The following is a 16,354-nucleotide window of genomic DNA, read 5'->3' on the forward strand; positions in this document are numbered from 1 at the left end:
TCTTATTAAGAGCTGGCCAGTTTCCTGACCAGCCCAGCTAAGACAATGGAGCGGACAACGGGATTCGAACCCGCGACCCTCACCTTGGCAAGGTGATGCTCTACCAGCTGAGCCATGTCCGCATCGCGAGGAAGTATGATAACTCAACTTCCGAATGGATGCAAGTCCCAATTTGAAAATTTCTTTTCAAGAGGACTTCCTTGCAATATAAAAGCCAGAGGGTAAATAATTTCCTCTGGCTTGCAATTGCATGGTGGGCGTTACAAGATTTGAACTTGTGACCTCTTCCGTGTCAGGGAAGCGCTCTCCCCCTGAGCTAAACGCCCACATCCAGTGGTTCGCTTCAGCGCCTCGGGCGCGTCGGCAAGGAGATATAATACCGGAATGAGAGATTCTGGCAACCCCCTTTTTTGAAAAAGTTGGAACTTTTTTTGCAACAGATACCAACATTTTCAAGAAATACCAGGTCAGCGTTCGTTTCCTATGCAGCATAGCTATTCAAAGCAAACGAAAGCAGAGTCATTTCGGCACAGAAGGCAAGGGGCACCGACATTCCGAGCATCATCTTTGATGGAAGCAGGAATCGCTGACAAGGCCTTCGCAAAATATAGTATCGACATCCAACCAAGGCGATCGTCAACCGCGCCTCTTATCGCGTGGCGCCCGCTTCCCTCATTCGCTCAATTGGGAAACGGCATTCGCAAGATGTTTCCAGCTTTATAGACAAGCAAAAAAATGTCGAATGGGTACCATCAGCTTTATCAACCGGGATAAAGCGCAACGAATAGCAAGCGATGCAAAAAGCCGCCGAAACGGATTCTGAACAATAGCGAAGATTCTTGCAATACAAAAAGAGACGGCCTTTCGGCCGTCTCTGAACATTTGGTGTCGGAGGCGGGATTTGAACCCGCACACCCGAGTAATGGGCACAAGCACCTCAAGCTTGCGTGTCTGCCGTTCCACCACTCCGACAAAAGATTGCTTGAAAAGCAACGACATTTACTATAACGGAACGTTTACCGTCTGCCAAGCCCCAATTTTAAAAAAATTTAGCGCGTGGCAATGGAGCCCGAAGGATACACGATCATCAGCGCGATAAGCGACAGCAGGAACACCACTGCGAAGATGATGGTGATACGGTCGAGGTTCTTCTCAACGATGCTGGTGCCCGTTTGAGACGAGTACACAGAGCTTGCGATCATGTCGGAAATACCCGTACCCTTGCCCGAATGCAGCAGAATGAAGATGATGAGGCCCAGGCCGGAAATAACCAGCAAGGCGATGAGGATGATCAAAAGAGGACTCACGTATTGCCACTTTCACTCGAAAACTACGTATGCAAGTCTTGAAGTATAGCTAAAGCAGCCCGCGGGGGCAAGAACCCCTGCGGGCATGCACGAACGGAACATACTCCGCTCAGACTAATCCAGCAGCTCAAGCTAGGCGAGCAGGCTTCGGCCCGTCATCGCCTGCGGGGCCGCAAGTCCCATCACATCGAGCAGCGTCGGCGCGATATCGCACAAAGCGCCCTCTTCGTCGCCTAGATGACGGCCGGTTTGCGCGGCATCCACCAAAATGAACGGAACAGGCGCCGTGGTATGAGCGGTATGGGGCGTACCATCGTCCGCAATCATCTTGTCGCAATTACCGTGGTCTGCCGTGATAAACGCAACGCCACCCTTGCGCTTGATGGCGTCGAGCACCCGTGCAACGCCCGCGTCAACGGCCTCGACGGCCGCAACGGCGGCCGGCACGACGCCGGTGTGGCCGACCATGTCGGGGTTCGCGAAGTTCACGATGTAGACGTCCGCCTCGTCGTTGTCGATGGCGTCCGCAAGCGTCTGCGCAACGGCAGGCTCGCTCATTTCGGGCTGCAAGTCGTACGTGGCAACTTTCGGACTGGGAATGAGGCTGCGCTGCTCGCCCACTTTCGGCTCTTCCCTACCGCCGTTAAGGAAGAACGTGACATGGGCGTACTTTTCAGTTTCGGCGATGTGGTACTGGCGCAAGTTCGCTTTGGCCAGCACATCTGCCAGCACATCTTCCGGGAATGTCTTGGGGAACGCCACGGGGGCGGCGATGTCCGGATCGTATTCGGTCAAGCAGACGAAGTTCACGCGCGGATGCGAACCGCGGTCGAACCCGTCAAACGACTCGTCGACGATCGCGCGTGTGAGCTCGCGTGCGCGGTCGGGCCTGAAGTTGAAGAAGATGACGGCATCGCCTTCCTGCACGCCGCGCTCGTCGAAAGCGACGGGAACGACGAATTCGTCCGTGACACCTTCGTCGTAAGAAGCCTGCATGGCCTCAACAGGGCCCGGCGCGCTAGATTGGGGCGAGCCTTCCACCACGGCTTCATACGCTTTCTGCACGCGCTCCCAGCGCTTGTCGCGGTCCATGGCGTAATAGCGCCCCGAAACGCTTGCGATGCGCACCACATCTGCGAATCCGTTGCTTTCGATGAACGAGACAAGCTCGGCCATGTAGTCTTTTCCGCTGGCAGGAGGAACGTCGCGGCCGTCCATGAACGCATGCACGCGCACGTCGGACGCGCCGCTTCGCACGGCATGGCGGATGAGCGCGAACAGGTGCTCGTTGCTGGAGTGCACGCCGCCGTCGGACAACAGGCCCATAAGGTGCAGCGCCGCACCCGGCTTCTTCGCAGCTTCGATGGCCTGGTTGATGACCTCGTTTTCGCAGATGGAGCCATCACGGCACGCCATGTTGATGCGCGAGAGCTCCTGGTGCACCACGCGGCCGGCGCCGATATTCAGGTGCCCCACTTCGGAGTTGCCCATTTGCCCGGCCGGCAAGCCCACCGCCTCGCCCGAAGCTGCAAGCTTCGTCCACGAGCACGTTTCGAACAAGTAGTCGAGCGTAGGGGTGTTCGCCAACGACACGGCGTTGCCCGGGCCAGGCTCGGCAAGACCCAAGCCGTCCATGATGATGAGGCACACCGGCAGCGTCAGTGCGTTGCGCACCGTTTCGTTCGCGGCCATTACAGGCACGCTTTCACAAGCTGGATGAACTGGTCGGCCTTCAGACTTGCACCGCCGATAAGGCCGCCGTCGATATCGGGCTGCGCCACAAGCATCTCAACGTTGCCGACGTTCATGGAGCCGCCGTACAGCACGCGCATCTCGTCGGCTACCTGCGCCCCGAACAGCTCGGCAAGCGTCTGACGAATGGCGTGGCACACCGCTTGAGCCTGCTCGGGGGTAGCGGTACGACCAGTACCGATAGCCCAGATGGGCTCGTATGCCACGACGCAGCGCTGCGCCTCCTGCGCGTCGATGCCGGCGAATGCGGCACGAACCTGAGCACACACGAACTCTTCGGTGGTGCCAGCGTCGCGGACCGCCAGCGACTCGCCCACGCACACGATGGCGTACATGCCCGCATCCACCAGCGCGCGAACCTTGCGGTTGACTTCTTCGTTCGTCTCGCCAAAGTACCCGCGGCGCTCCGAATGGCCCACGATAGAGCACGTGCAGCCGACTTCCTTGAGCATAGGGATGGAGATTTCACCGGTAAACGCGCCCTTCGGCTCCCAGTACACGTTCTGTGCACCGATTTCCACCGGCGTGCGATCGAATTCGAATACCGCTTTAGCCGGCTTCAAGTCGATGTACGGAGGGCATACGAGCACGTCGACTTTGCCTGTCCACGACTTGTTGTAGTTGTTCGAGATCTCCTGCGCAAGCACGACGGCCTCGCCGTACGTGTTGTTCATCTTCCAGTTTCCCGCCATGAGCGGTTTGCGAGCCATGGAACTGCTCCTTTCACGATATCGGCGGCACAACATAGCCAGCCGCCCGGGGTTCACCATAATGCAAGAAGGGGACGCGCGGTCCCCTTCCCTGTTAGCGCCTCAAAGCCTCCACGCCGGGAAGCGCTTCGCCCTGCACCAGCTCCATGCTGGCGCCGCCGCCGGTAGAGATAAACGTCATGCGGTCGGCCAGGTCGAACTTGTTGACGGCCGCAACGGAATCGCCGCCGCCGATGATGGTGTCGGCCTGCTGGTTTTCCGCAACCGCAAGCGCAACCGCTTTCGTGCCAGCAGCGAAAGCATCCATCTCGAACACGCCCATGGGGCCGTTCCAGAACACCGTCGCGCCCTCGGCGATGGCATCGGCATACAGCTTCGACGTTTCGGGGCCGATATCAAGACCCATCATGTCGGCCGGAATGGCATCGACGGAAACCGTTTCCGTGCGCGCGTCCTCGGCAAACTTGTCGGCACACACCACATCAACGGGAAGCAATAGCTTCACGCCGCGCTCTTCGGCCTTCTTCAGCATGGCCGCGGCACGCTCGACCCAGTCTTCCTCTTTCAGGGAAGTGCCCACCTGCTTGCCTTGCGCCAGCAGGAATGTGAAGCACATGCCGCCGCCGATGATGAGCGTGTCGCATTTTTCCAAAAGCGCGTCGATGACCTTGATTTTGTCCGACACCTTCGAACCGCCCAAAATGGCGACGAACGGGCGGCGCGGCTTGTCGAGCATGCCCGAAAGCGTGCCGACCTCTCGCTGCATAAGGTAGCCGGCATACGCGGGCAGAAGCGCAGCAACGCCCGCCGTGGAGGCGTGAGCGCGGTGCGCGGTGCCGAACGCGTCGTTGACGTAGGCATCACCAAGCGAAGCCAGCTCTTCACAGAACGCAGGGTCGTTTTTCTTCTCGCGCTTGTCGAAACGCAGGTTCTCAAGCACCAGCACCTGGCCATCTTGCAGCGCAGCAACTTTCGCGTGCGCATCTTCGCCGATGGTATCGGACGCAAACGCCACGGGCTTGCCCAGCAGCTCGGCCAGGCGCAATGCCGCCGGTCGCAGCGTGAACTTTTCCTCGAAGCCCTCACCGGAAGGACGGCCAAGGTGGCTCATAAGGATGACGCGGGCGCCGCCATCGACAAGCTTGTTGATGGTGGGAAGCGCCGCGCGGATGCGCGTATCGTCGGTGCAGACGCCGTCGGACACCGGCACGTTGAAGTCAACGCGTACGAGCACGCGCTTGCCGCGCGCGTCAAGATCGTCGACAGAGGCGATATCGGCCATTTCAGGCTCCTTTCAACGAAAAAGGGCGGCACGAAGCCGCCCCGTTCAGGCTTGATGCTACAGCAGGATCTTTACCAGGTCCTTAACGCGGTTGGAGTAGCCCCACTCGTTGTCGTACCAGGATACGACCTTCACGAGGTTGGACTTGCCGCCCATGACCATGGTCAGCTTGCTATCGAAGATGGAAGAGTGGTTGTCGCCGACGATATCGATGGAGACGATCGGGTCCTCGGTGTACTCGAGGATGCCGGTCAGCTCGCCTTCGGCGGCTTCCTTCATGGCAGCGTTGATCTCTTCGATGGTGACCTCGCGCTCGAGCTCGACCGTCAGGTCGACCATGGAGCCGTCGGGCGTAGGAACGCGCGTGGCGAAACCGTCGAGCTTGCCCGCAAGCTCGGGCAGCACGAGCGACACGGCACGAGCGGCACCCGTGGTGGTGGGGATCATGGACATGGCGGCTGCACGAGCGCGACGAAGGTCCTTATGCGGAAGGTCAAGAATCTTCTGGTCGTTCGTGTAGGAGTGAATGGTGTTCATGTAGCCACGCTTGATGCCGAACTTCTCAAGCAGCACCTTGGCCACAGGAGCCAGGCAGTTCGTGGTGCAGGAAGCGTTGGAGATGATGTTGTGCTTTTCCTTGTCGTACTGATCGTCGTTGACGCCCATGACGATGGTGACGTCCTCGCCCTTCGCGGGGCAGGTGATGACGACCTTCTTAGCGCCGGCCTTGATGTGCTTGGATGCAAGCTCGCCGGTCTTGAAGATGCCAGTGGACTCAACAACGACGTCGACGCCGAGCTCGCCCCACGGCAGATTCTCGGGATCGCGCTCGCACAGCACCTTCACCGCGTGGCCATCTGCCACGAAACCGTCTTCAGTGACCTCGACCGTGTCGAACGCTCGACCGTGGACGGAGTCATATTTCAGCAGGTGAGCCATCGTCGGGATGTCGCCGAGATCGTTGACGGCCACAACCTCGATAGCGGGGTCCTTGACCATGGCGCGATACGCCAAACGTCCGATGCGGCCGAAACCGTTGATGCCTACTTTGATTGCCATTGCGTATCTCCTTCTCATTAGATACTCAAATTCTGGGGCCGTACAAACACTCAGTCTACCGCAATGTCAAATTCACGCGCCGGTTATTAGGTGGACGGTAGGGCAATCGGCGCGATGCGCGGCGGCAAACGCGCCTATCCAAGCTCTTTGGCCATCTGCTCGATGCGCCGAACGCGGTGGTACACGGCCGACTTCGACAAAGGCGGGTTCGCAAGCTCGCCAAGCTCTTTGAGCGTGGCATCGGGATAGCGAACGCGCAGCTTGATAAAATCCTGCAGCGCGGGCGGCAGGTTCTCCATGCCGTGAGCCTCAAGCACCATGCGGATAGCGCGAATCTGGTCGATAGACGCTCGCGACGTTTTCGCCTGGTTGGCTATTTCGGCATTCGTCTGCCGGTTCACGTCGTTGCGCACGCTTTTGATAACGCGCGCGTTCTCCATGGCAAGCGCGCTTTGGTGCGCTCCGACAAGCGCCAAAAACTCCAGGATGGCGCTACCGCTTTTCAGGTACACCATATACGAGTTGCGCCGCTGCATGATGCGCGCCTTGATGTTCTTGCGCGCCATCAGGCCGACAAGCCCTTCGGCAAGCTCTTCGGATTCCACGATGATCTCGAAGTGGAAATCGCCGCGCGGGTCCGACACGAAACCGCTGCCCAGAAACGCGCCGCGCAAATACGCCGCCGCGCAGCAATCCTTCGCAACAAGCTGGTCGGATATGCCGAGCACCAGGCCGCCTTCAGGAGAGAGCACGCCCATGTCAAGCAACGCCGGCGCAAGATTGGGCTGCGCAGGCGCCTCGATAAGGTAATTCGGCGTTTTATGCAGCACGCTGCGGCGAACCGTCAAGTTCGTTTTCAGCTGGTACAGTTCGTGCAGCAGCTTGATGACCTGACGAGCAACCGACGGCGCATCCGTGGCGATTTCCACGCGATAGCGGTTTTTCCCCGAAACGAACAGCGTGCCTTCGATGCGCACCAGCGCCGCAAGCACCGCCTTGTCGCAATGGCTGCAAACCGCGGGAACGCGCGCCAGCTCGTCTTTTACCTCCGCCGTGAATGACATAGACGCAACACCCCCGTGAATGCCTCGCGCAATGCAAACGGATCGTGCCACGTGGGATGCTCGGGGTCTACAAGGTTGCGAGCGATCACGACCGGCCCCTTGCTTTGGATAAGCCGCAGGTCGGCATAGTCTATACGCACGGGGCGCACGCGGCGTTGCTCGGTTTCGTCGTCAACAACGAAGCGGCTTGCACCGATGTTGGCGCCCGTCACCGCGCGAAACACGCCCGTTTCCGAGGAATCCGGTTTGATGGGCACAGCGCTGTGAACAAGCACGTAGTCCAGGAGGCCGCGCATGCCGTGCTCCATAAGCGCCTCAACATGCTCGCGCGCAGTCAGCCCCCACGTCTCGCCCTGCATATCGGCAAGCGAGCACACGAACAGCGTGGCCCCGCGCGACTGACGAATAGCATCGATAACGCCGGGGACAAGCAGATTCGGGATAATGGACGTGAATAGGCTCCCCGGCCCCAATACGATAAGGTCCGCGTTGCGGATTGCCTCAAGCGCAGGTGGGTACGCTACGATGTTGCCAGCGCTGCGCAGCTGCACGTGAGCAAGGGCCGTGCGCGAATGACACGCCACCGCCTGCCCTTCGATATAGCGGCCATCGCGCGTGCGCGCCACCAGCGACACGCGGTCGAGCGTGGAAGGATACACGTGCCCGCGCGCATGCAGCAGCTTCTCGCAGATGCTTACCGCCTCGGGAAATGCGCCCGTCGCCTCCTCTAACGCAGACAGCATGAGGTTGCCAAGCGTATGGTTGTCCGCAAACGGAAAACGATACTTGAACGCCTTCGTAAGCGGATCTTCCGGATCGGCGGCCATGGCGCAGATGCATTTGCGGATGTCGCCGGGAGGCGTCACGTTCGCTTCCTCACGCAGGATGCCCGTCGATCCGCCATCATCGGCCATGGCCACAACGGCAGACGTTTCCACGCCCATGGACAGCAACGTGCGAATGGAAACAGGCGCACCCGTGCCGCCACCGATGACAACGGCACGCAAGTGCGCCGTTTGAGGAACAACAGGATCTGCAGCGTAGAGCGGAGCAAACGCTTCGGTCATAGAAGGGTCGTGCGGAAACGCCCCATCATTCAGGTGTGTGTTCGTTACTTGCATATCGGCCCCTTAGCGCGCCCCCTGGGCGCTGACGATGGAGCCGTCGGCACCTTCGGCCAGCTTCAAATCGCGATGTGCCACGCTTACGCGATACCCCTTCTGCTTGAGATAATCGCCCGTCGACTCGGCCAGGGCCACGCTGCGGTGCTGTCCACCCGTGCACCCTACGGCTATGGCAAGCTGCTGCTTGCCTTCCGCAACGTAGCCGGGCATGACGCAATCAAGCAGCGCGCGCCAACATTTCTGGAACTCCTCCGTCTCGGGACGGTACAGCACGAAGTCACGCACCGGCTTGTCAAGACCGGTGAGCGGACGCAGCTCGGGATCGTAGTAAGGGTTCGGCAAGAAACGCACGTCCATGACGAGGTCAGCATCAACGGGCGCGCCGTGCTTGAAACCGAAGGAGTACACGGTAACCTGCAGCCCCTGCCGTTCTTCGCCCGGCGCGAACAGGGCACGTATGGTGCTGCGCAACTGCTGCGGCAGCATATCGGTGGTGTTGATAACGTGATGCGCGCCCTTGCGCAAGCCGTAGAGCATCTCACGTTCGCGAGCGATGCCCTGCGCAATGGAGCTGCCATCGGTGCACAGCGGATGACGGCGGCGGCTTGATTTATAGCGGGCGATAAGTTTTTCGTCATCGGCGTCAAGGAACAGCACGCGATAATCGATGCCCTCGGCTTTAAGCTTGCCCAGCTCTTCCATCAGGCTTTTGAAGAAGCCGCCGCTGCGCGCATCGCAGACCACGGCGATGCGCCGATGGTTGTCAGGCTGACCGGGCATGCCCGTCAAGTCAAGCAGGTTCCCGATAAGCGCGCTGGGCAGGTTATCAACGCAGAAATAGCCCAAATCCTCAAACGCGTGCATGGCCTCGGTTCGACCGGCACCGCTCATGCCGCTGACGATGACCAGCTCGGGCATGTTCTTCATCATGTCGTCCGTTTTCGCCTGGTCGTCCATCATGCTTCTCCTTCCCCGCCGATAACAACTTCGCTTTTCGCTTCGCTATTATACTGCCGAAGCACTGCATACAGTTCGTTGGCCACTTCAACCGGCACCACCTTGGCATCTAAGATGTCCTGCAGGCTTGCGGCCTTGAGGTTCTTAAAACTTTTGAAGTGCTTGAGCAGCGCTTTTTTCCTGACCGGGCCTAACCCTGCAACCTCGTCGAGGATGCTTGCCGTCATGCCCTTGCCGCGAAGCTCGCGATGGAACGTAATGGCAAACCGGTGCGCCTCATCGCGCACCTGCTTCACAAGGTACAAGCTTGCGCTTCCGCTTGGCAGCACAACCGGGCCGGTGTCCTGCCACGGCACGAACAGCTCTTCATCGCGCTTCGCCAAGCCGCACAGCGCGATGTCGGTAACGCCCATGCGGTCAAACTGCTCGATAACGGCATTGAGCTGGGGCAAACCACCATCGAGGATGATAAGGTCGGGCTTTTTGCCGAATCGCTCATCAGCCATGCGCTCGGCGCAGTACCGGCGGCTCATCACCTCCTGCATGGACAGGAAGTCATTGGCCTCGTCAAGCTGCGCCTTGATCTTGAACCTGCGGTATTGGCTTTTGTCAGGTCGCCCGTTCGTGAACACCACCATGGAAGCCACGGTATACGTTCCATGGTTCGTGGAGATGTCGAAGCATTCGATGCGCAAAGGCGGCGCATCGAGCGCCAAGGCGCTCTCCAGCTGCAGCAGCGCATCGTTGATGCGCTTGTCCTCATAATTCGTGCGAACCTTATAGCGCATGAGCGTGTGCTTCGCGTTTTGCTCGGCCATGGTCACCAGGTCTGCCTTCTCGCCGCGTTCGGGCGAAGCGAACCGCACCTTCGCACCGTGGGAGCTGGCAAGCTTTTCGGTAAGCCAGTCGCACATGGCATCGACGTCCTCGGGCAGACGGCGGACGATCACCTCATGAGGGATGGAGGTGGTGGTGTCGTAGTAGCGCAGCAAGAACATGTGCAGCAAGTCTTCGTCGGGTACGTCAAGGCCCCTGTTGAGCACGAACTCGTTGCTGTTGATGATGCGACCTTCGCGCACCATAAGCACGTGCACGCCAGCGATAGTCTCTTCGCGATAGAAGCCGATGACGTCGGCATTCAAGTTGCGCGAGCTGACGGCGTGCTGCTTGTCGCACAAGCCGTTGATGGTGTCGATGCGCGCCTTGATGCGGCCAGCGCGCTCGAAATCGAGTTCCGCGGCGGCCTGCTGCATCTCTTCAGCCAGCTCTTCGACGAACTCACGATGCTGGCCCGACAAAAATCGCTCGACACGCTTCACGTTGGCAGCGTACTGCTCAGGGGTAACGTGACCACAGCACGCGCCGGGCCCCAACCCCACATGCGCATCGAAGCACGGGCGGACATCGCTTGTCATGCAGGCAAGCGGATCTTTTTCCAACTTTCGTTTCAGCGAACGCCAGTCGGCGCAGCTGGAAGCGCAAATCGGCACGACGCGGCGCGCGATGTCGACCATGCGTCGAGCGGCGCGGCTATCGGTATATGGCCCGAAATATCGCGTATCAGCACGATGTTTTTCGCGCGTGTACTTGATTGCGGGAAACACGTCGCCTTTCGTCAGCGCGATGAACGGATACGATTTGTCGTCCTTGAAGTCTGCGTTAAACCAGGGGGCGTACTGGTTGATGAGGTTCTTCTCCAGCACCAGCGATTCGTGCTCGTTGCCCACCACGATGTACTCGAACGAGCTGATTTGATCGACAAGCAGCGGAATCTTCGCGCGATCATCCTGGAAGTTCACGTATTGGCGCATGCGCGCGCGAAGCTGCTTCGCTTTTCCAACGTAAATAACCTGGCCCGCCTTGTCCTTCCACAGGTACACGCCCGGCAGGGCAGGTACAGCATCGAGTTCCCGTTTGATACGAGCAAGCTTCTGCTCGAACGGCTCATCGTCACCCGTCGCTTCAGCGCAGCCTTGCCCCGTTTGCCGCCCAAGTGCAAGGTCAATCGGGCGTTCGGGGTCCTCGCTGGCGCCGCCGGGCGTAAACCCCTTTGCCTGGTTGTACTGCTGAAAATCCTCTGGCTTGCTCACGTAGTGCTACCCCACCGTTTCCAACTTCACGCGAAACGAGATGCTCCGCGGCGTTTCAAGGCCATCAAATGCAATCACGTATGCCCGTTTTTGCTCGTCGATGCCCAAAACCTTACCTTCGCCGAACGCTTTGTGCCTTACGCGCGAGCCCACGGGATGCGACGCTTGCTGCGCCATGTCCGCAATCCATCTGTCCGTAAGAGCATACGCGTTGCGCGCCTCGTCGAGCTTATCGTCTGCGGGCTTATCGGAAAACTCCAAGGCAGCAGGGTCGATATCAAGCAGGAAGCGAGAAGGGTAGCGCGCCGCCCCTTGGTGGTTGAAACCCTCCGCTTCAGAAAGGTACAGACCATCTTGCGCACGGGTTAAGGCCACGAACGCCAGCCGCCTCTCCTCTTCCATGGCTTCGGCAGTGCGGGTTTTCCGCGAAGGCAAAACGCCTTCGGAAAGCGAGCACAGAAACACCTGCCGAAACTCCAAGCCCTTTGCGGCGTGGATGGTCATGAGCTTCACGCTGTCCTTCGACCCATCGGCGGCATCGGCGTTTGTAAGCAACGCCACATGTTTTAGGTAATGCTCAAGCGTCACCTCTTCCCCACACGACGTTTCGAATTCGTGCACCGACTGCTTCAGCTCCGCAAGGTTGTCCAAGCGCTCTTGGCTGCCTTCCGTGCGCAGCATCTGCTCGTAGCCGCTGACGTTAAGCACCGAAGACAGCACTTCGGAAACGGGCCTTCCCTCGCTTGAGGCGCGAAAGTCTCGCACGAGCGCAACAAGCTGCTTCGCCTTCGTGCGCTTGAAGATGTCGTCGTCAAGCGTCTGCTCGAGCGCTTGATACAGCGTGCACGCATGCTCGTCGGCATACTGGCGAAGATACGCCATGCGCCGCATACCCAGATTGCGCCTGGGAACATTCGCAACGCGCTGGAATGCCAGGTCATCCTGCAAAGCGATCAACCGTAAATAGCAAAGCGCGTCCTTGATTTCCCGACGGCCGAAAAACGGCACGCCGCTAATGACCGCATGGGGAATGTGGGCCTCCAGAAACGCTTCCTCCACCGAACGCGAGGCATAGTGCGCTCGATACAAAACGGCCATATCCCGATACGCAACGCCCTCCGCGTGCAACGCTTCAACGCCTTGCGCAATCCAAGCGGCCTCCTGCTCGCTTGACGTCGCATGGTGCCACACCGTAGGGCCATATGCCTCGCGCATGGGAACCAGATTCTTCGCGATGCGCATGCGGTTCTTCGAGATCAGCGAGTTCGATGCCGCCAAAACCTGCGGCGCCGAGCGATAATTCTCCAGCATCAGCACCGTATGGGTTCCCGGATAATGCTTGTCGAAATCAAGCAAAAAGCGCACGTCAGCGCCGCGCCACGTGTAAATGGTTTGGTCGGGATCGCCCACCACGAACAAGTTCTTATGGTAGCCCTGCAGCACGTCCATGAGCCGATACTGCAACGCATCGATATCCTGAAACTCATCGATCATGATGTATTCCAGACGCTGCTGCCACTTCAGCTTGATATCCTCGTGCACATCGAAGATATATAGCGTGAACACGATGAGGTCGTTGTAATCAAGCCCGAAGCACTTCTTCTCTTGATACAGGTACCCATAGAAGATGATGTCGCGCGCTTCGGTGGCCGAAAGATATTTCTGATGCAGGTTTTCAAGCGGCATTGCCAGCATGTCCAGGAAATAATCCGGCCGCTCCTTCAGCTTCAGAATCTCTATCATGTCGCGCGCGGCAGAAAACGTCATGTCGCGCAGCGTCAACCCGCGTTCCTCGTACACGATCTGCAACATGGCGTCGATATCGGCGTTATCGAGCACCATGAAGCTTTTCGGGTACTGCACCGCATGGGCGTCTTCCTGCAGCACCGAAACGCAAAACCCGTGAAACGTGTTGATATAGCCGGTATCGTTGTCGCCCGTCAAGCACCTGATACGATGTCTCATCTCGTTGGCGGCCTTGTTCGTGAACGTGACGCACAGGATGTTTCCCGGCAAAATGCCCAGGTCATTCACCAAATAGGCGAACCTTTCGGTAAGCGCCCTTGTTTTGCCTGTGCCGGCGCCCGCGATAACCCGCACGTAACCTTCCGTAGCGGTTACCGCCTCAAGTTGCGCCTCATTCAGCCGAGGCGCAGCCTCGCTAGTTGCAAGTTCATGATATGTCGTCAAAGATTCCATGCAGGCAGTATAACAGAAATAGAACGTTTGTTCTAGTAAGAATTCGCTCGTTTACTTTAAGCGGGAAAACACCACCTCGCGATGGCCGCTGCACAACAAGCCAGCTAGCAATCGCTTTGCGCCTTCATACGCTTGACCAGCACAAACACGCAGTACAGCAAAGCGATCAGCGCAATAGCGGCACCTGCAAAGCCCACATCGGCAATGGATGCATACGTGCACACACCGCCGCCGATGAAACTCCCCGTGCCGATTCCAAGGTTGAAAATGCCCGAGAAGATGGCCATGGCAACCGTCTGCTCACCCTCGGACGAAAACTCGATGATCTCTGCCTGGTATACAATGCTGTAGCCTGATCCCGCGATGCCCCAGAGCGCGCATACGGTGAACACCAGGGCCACCGACACCGCGCTTACGCGCAGAAGCACCAGCGCCAGAGCAACGCCCGCAACAACCGCAACGGCGAAAGCCCGCCGATGCCCCCGGTAAAACCGCGAGCAAATCATGCTGCCAACAATTCCCGCAATGCCGAACGCCACCAAGGCAAGGGTGACCACCACCTCGTCCATGCCGCCCACCTGCAGCAAAAACGGCTCGATGTAGCTGTACCCCGTGTAATAGCCCATCGCGTACAGCGCCGTCACCACGAAAATGCCCACCAGCACCTTGTTGTGCAAAATACCTGGCAGCTGCTTGAGCGTGAACGGTTTCGCAGGCGGAATCTTCGGGAACACGAATGCCAGGTACACCAGCACCGCCGCCGAAACAACGCCCACGCACGCGAACGTCTGTCGCCAGCCCAGCGCCAACCCCACAACACGGCCAAGTGGCAAGCCAACGATCATGGCAAGCGCCGACCCCGTCACCACGGCGCTGACGGCCATAGGCGCGTGCCGCTCGTCAGCCACCTTCACCGCAACCGGCGCCGCAATAGCCCAGAACACGGAATGAGCGCAAGCCACCACCAGGCGCGCGCACATGAGCATGCCATAGCTGACCGCCAGCGCCGAAAGCACCTGGCCAGCGCAGAACACGCCGAGCACCAGCAGCATGAGCGGGCGAAACGCCAAACGCGAACCCAAAATCATAAGCGGCAGCGACAGCACCATAACGGCCCAGGCGTACACCGAGATGATGAGCCCCGTCTCGCCTTCCGTGGTTGAAAACGTGGCACCGATATCCGTCAGCAGTCCCACGGGCATGAACTCCGAGGTGTTGAACACGAACGCGGAAATGGTGATGCCGATAAGCGGCAGCCATTCGGACAGCGAGAGCTTCTTGTCGACGAACTGAGACATTGCGGGTAAAAGCCTTTCCAATATTTGCTAGCGCGAGGTTCGGATTGTATGCGCACCCTGCAAAGAACGCGTCCGAAACACGTCACGTTCAAGCAACATTCACGTGCCGTCCACGCGCGCAGAAAAGCCAGTAACCGGCCGCCGACGCCCATTGTTTCGGCTTCGTTAACTTCCCGTTACGCCCCAATTGCGAATCATATAATGCGGCTTGTGAGTATTACCACTTCGTTTCTAGGAGGCATTCAATGAGCTATGCCGAGCGTATCATCGAGCAGGTGAAGGCGAAGAACGCCGACCAGCCCGAGTTCATCCAGGCTGCTACCGAGATCCTGGGCACCCTTCAGCCGGCACTCGATGCCCACCCGGAGTTCGAGCAGGCCGCCCTTCTTGAGCGCATCATCGAGCCCGAGCGCATCATCATGTTCCGCGTGCCGTGGGTCGATGATTCCGGCAATGTGCAGGTCAACCGCGGTTATCGCGTCGAATACAACTCCGCAATCGGCCCCTACAAGGGCGGCCTGCGCTTCAACCCCACCGTCACGCTGGGCATGTTGAAGTTTTTGGGCTTCGAGCAGATCTTCAAGAATGCTCTGACCACGCTACCCATGGGCGGCGGCAAGGGCGGCTCCGACTTCGACCCCAAGGGCAAGTACAACAACGAGATCATGCACATCTGCCAGTCGTTTATGACCGAGCTGTGCCGTCACATCGGCCCGAACACCGACGTTCCCGCAGGTGACCTGGGCGTCGGCGGCCGCGAGGTTGGCTACATGTTCGGCCAGTACAAGCGCATCCGCGACGAGTGGACCGGCGTGCTGACGGGTAAGGGCCTGTCGTTCGGCGGCTCGCTGGCCCGCACCGAAGCCACCGGCTACGGCCTGGTGTACTTTGTGGACGAGTATCTCAAGAGCAACGGCGACAGCTTCGAAGGCAAAAACGTTGTGGTGCACGGCTCCGGCAACGTTGCGATCTACGCCATTCAGAAGGTTTCTCAGCTTGGCGGCAAGGTGCTGGCCTGCTCCGACACGAAGGGCTGGGTGGAAGACCCCGACGGCATCGATTACCAGGTGCTCGAGCACATCTACAACAAGAAGCGCTCCGGCAACGACAAGGGCGTTTCCCTGGCCATGTACGTGGACGAGCGCCCGAACGCAACATGGCATGCCGAAGACGGCCGCGGCGTGTGGCAGCTTCCCTGCGACATCGCGCTTCCCTGCGCTCGCGAGAACACGCTGCACCTCGAGGACGCCAAGGCGCTGGTGGCCAACGGCTGCAAGGTTGTCGGCGAGGGCGCGAACATGCCCACCACGCTTGAGGCAACCGAGTACTTCCAGGCCAACGGCGTGGCGTTCATGCCGGGCAAGGCTGCAAACGCCGGCGGCGTGCTGGTTTCCGGCCTTGAGATGAGCCAGAACGCCGAGCACCTGAGCTGGACCTTCGAAGAGGTTGACGGCAAGCTCGAGCAGCTCATGCGCGGCATGTTCCACAACGTGGACGACACCGCCAAGCAGT

The 16,354-nt window shown here is 59.2% G+C and carries 12 protein-coding genes and 3 tRNA genes; 1 reads left to right on the forward strand and 14 read right to left on the reverse strand.

Annotation, left to right across the window (positions count from 1 at the left end; all coding sequences use genetic code 11):
• Positions 1–46: 46 nt before the first annotated feature.
• The 14 genes from ACWI6D_RS07810 to ACWI6D_RS07875 form a co-directional block, all read right to left on the reverse strand.
• A tRNA-Gly gene (locus tag ACWI6D_RS07810) sits at positions 47–122 on the reverse strand.
• Positions 123–251: 129 nt separating this feature from the next.
• Positions 252–326 (reverse strand) — tRNA-Val (locus ACWI6D_RS07815).
• 557 nt (positions 327–883) lie between these two features.
• A tRNA-Leu gene (locus ACWI6D_RS07820) sits at positions 884–972 on the reverse strand.
• 77 nt (positions 973–1,049) lie between these two features.
• A complete protein-coding gene (gene secG / locus ACWI6D_RS07825) occupies positions 1,050–1,307 on the reverse strand; it encodes a preprotein translocase subunit SecG (protein ID WP_129422819.1) in 258 nt (85 codons plus the stop codon).
• 132 nt (positions 1,308–1,439) lie between these two features.
• On the reverse strand, positions 1,440–2,999 hold the full coding sequence (gene gpmI, locus ACWI6D_RS07830; RefSeq protein ID WP_449134273.1) for a 2,3-bisphosphoglycerate-independent phosphoglycerate mutase: 1,560 nt from the start codon (positions 2,997–2,999) through the stop codon (positions 1,440–1,442).
• Entirely contained in the window at positions 2,999–3,769 is a 771-nt protein-coding gene (gene tpiA / locus ACWI6D_RS07835; RefSeq protein WP_449134274.1) for a triose-phosphate isomerase, read from the reverse strand. The genes gpmI and tpiA overlap by 1 nt, the downstream gene beginning before the upstream one ends.
• Before the next feature lie 94 nt (positions 3,770–3,863).
• A complete protein-coding gene (locus ACWI6D_RS07840) occupies positions 3,864–5,051 on the reverse strand; it encodes a phosphoglycerate kinase (RefSeq protein ID WP_449134275.1) in 1,188 nt (395 codons plus the stop codon).
• 57 nt (positions 5,052–5,108) lie between these two features.
• On the reverse strand, positions 5,109–6,110 hold the full coding sequence (gene gap, locus ACWI6D_RS07845) for a type I glyceraldehyde-3-phosphate dehydrogenase (RefSeq protein ID WP_302937394.1): 1,002 nt from the start codon (positions 6,108–6,110) through the stop codon (positions 5,109–5,111).
• 134 nt (positions 6,111–6,244) lie between these two features.
• On the reverse strand, positions 6,245–7,174 hold the full coding sequence (gene whiA, locus ACWI6D_RS07850; protein WP_288284575.1) for a DNA-binding protein WhiA: 930 nt from the start codon (positions 7,172–7,174) through the stop codon (positions 6,245–6,247).
• On the reverse strand, positions 7,153–8,295 hold the full coding sequence (locus ACWI6D_RS07855) for a gluconeogenesis factor YvcK family protein (RefSeq protein WP_303251282.1): 1,143 nt from the start codon (positions 8,293–8,295) through the stop codon (positions 7,153–7,155). Before ACWI6D_RS07855 ends, whiA begins: the two co-directional genes overlap by 22 nt.
• Before the next feature lie 9 nt (positions 8,296–8,304).
• Positions 8,305–9,258, reverse strand: coding sequence for an RNase adapter RapZ (gene rapZ / locus ACWI6D_RS07860; RefSeq protein ID WP_330852894.1), 954 nt, complete (start codon positions 9,256–9,258; stop codon positions 8,305–8,307).
• Positions 9,255–11,345, reverse strand: a complete 2,091-nt coding sequence (gene uvrC / locus ACWI6D_RS07865; RefSeq protein ID WP_449134276.1) for an excinuclease ABC subunit UvrC — start codon at positions 11,343–11,345, stop codon at positions 9,255–9,257. Before uvrC ends, rapZ begins: the two co-directional genes overlap by 4 nt.
• A gap of 6 nt (positions 11,346–11,351) precedes the next feature.
• On the reverse strand, positions 11,352–13,544 hold the full coding sequence (locus ACWI6D_RS07870) for an ATP-dependent helicase (RefSeq protein WP_449134277.1): 2,193 nt from the start codon (positions 13,542–13,544) through the stop codon (positions 11,352–11,354).
• 104 nt (positions 13,545–13,648) lie between these two features.
• The gene (locus ACWI6D_RS07875) at positions 13,649–14,842 is read right to left on the reverse strand and encodes an MFS transporter (protein ID WP_449134278.1); all 1,194 of its coding nucleotides are present in this window, start codon (positions 14,840–14,842) and stop codon (positions 13,649–13,651) included.
• Positions 14,843–15,087: 245 nt separating this feature from the next.
• On the opposite strand from ACWI6D_RS07875, the gene gdhA reads away from it, so the two are divergent.
• A partial coding sequence (gene gdhA / locus ACWI6D_RS07880) for an NADP-specific glutamate dehydrogenase (protein ID WP_449134279.1) occupies positions 15,088–16,354 on the forward strand: 1,267 nt, incomplete at its 3' end.

This window comes from Senegalimassilia sp., assembly GCF_977052095.1.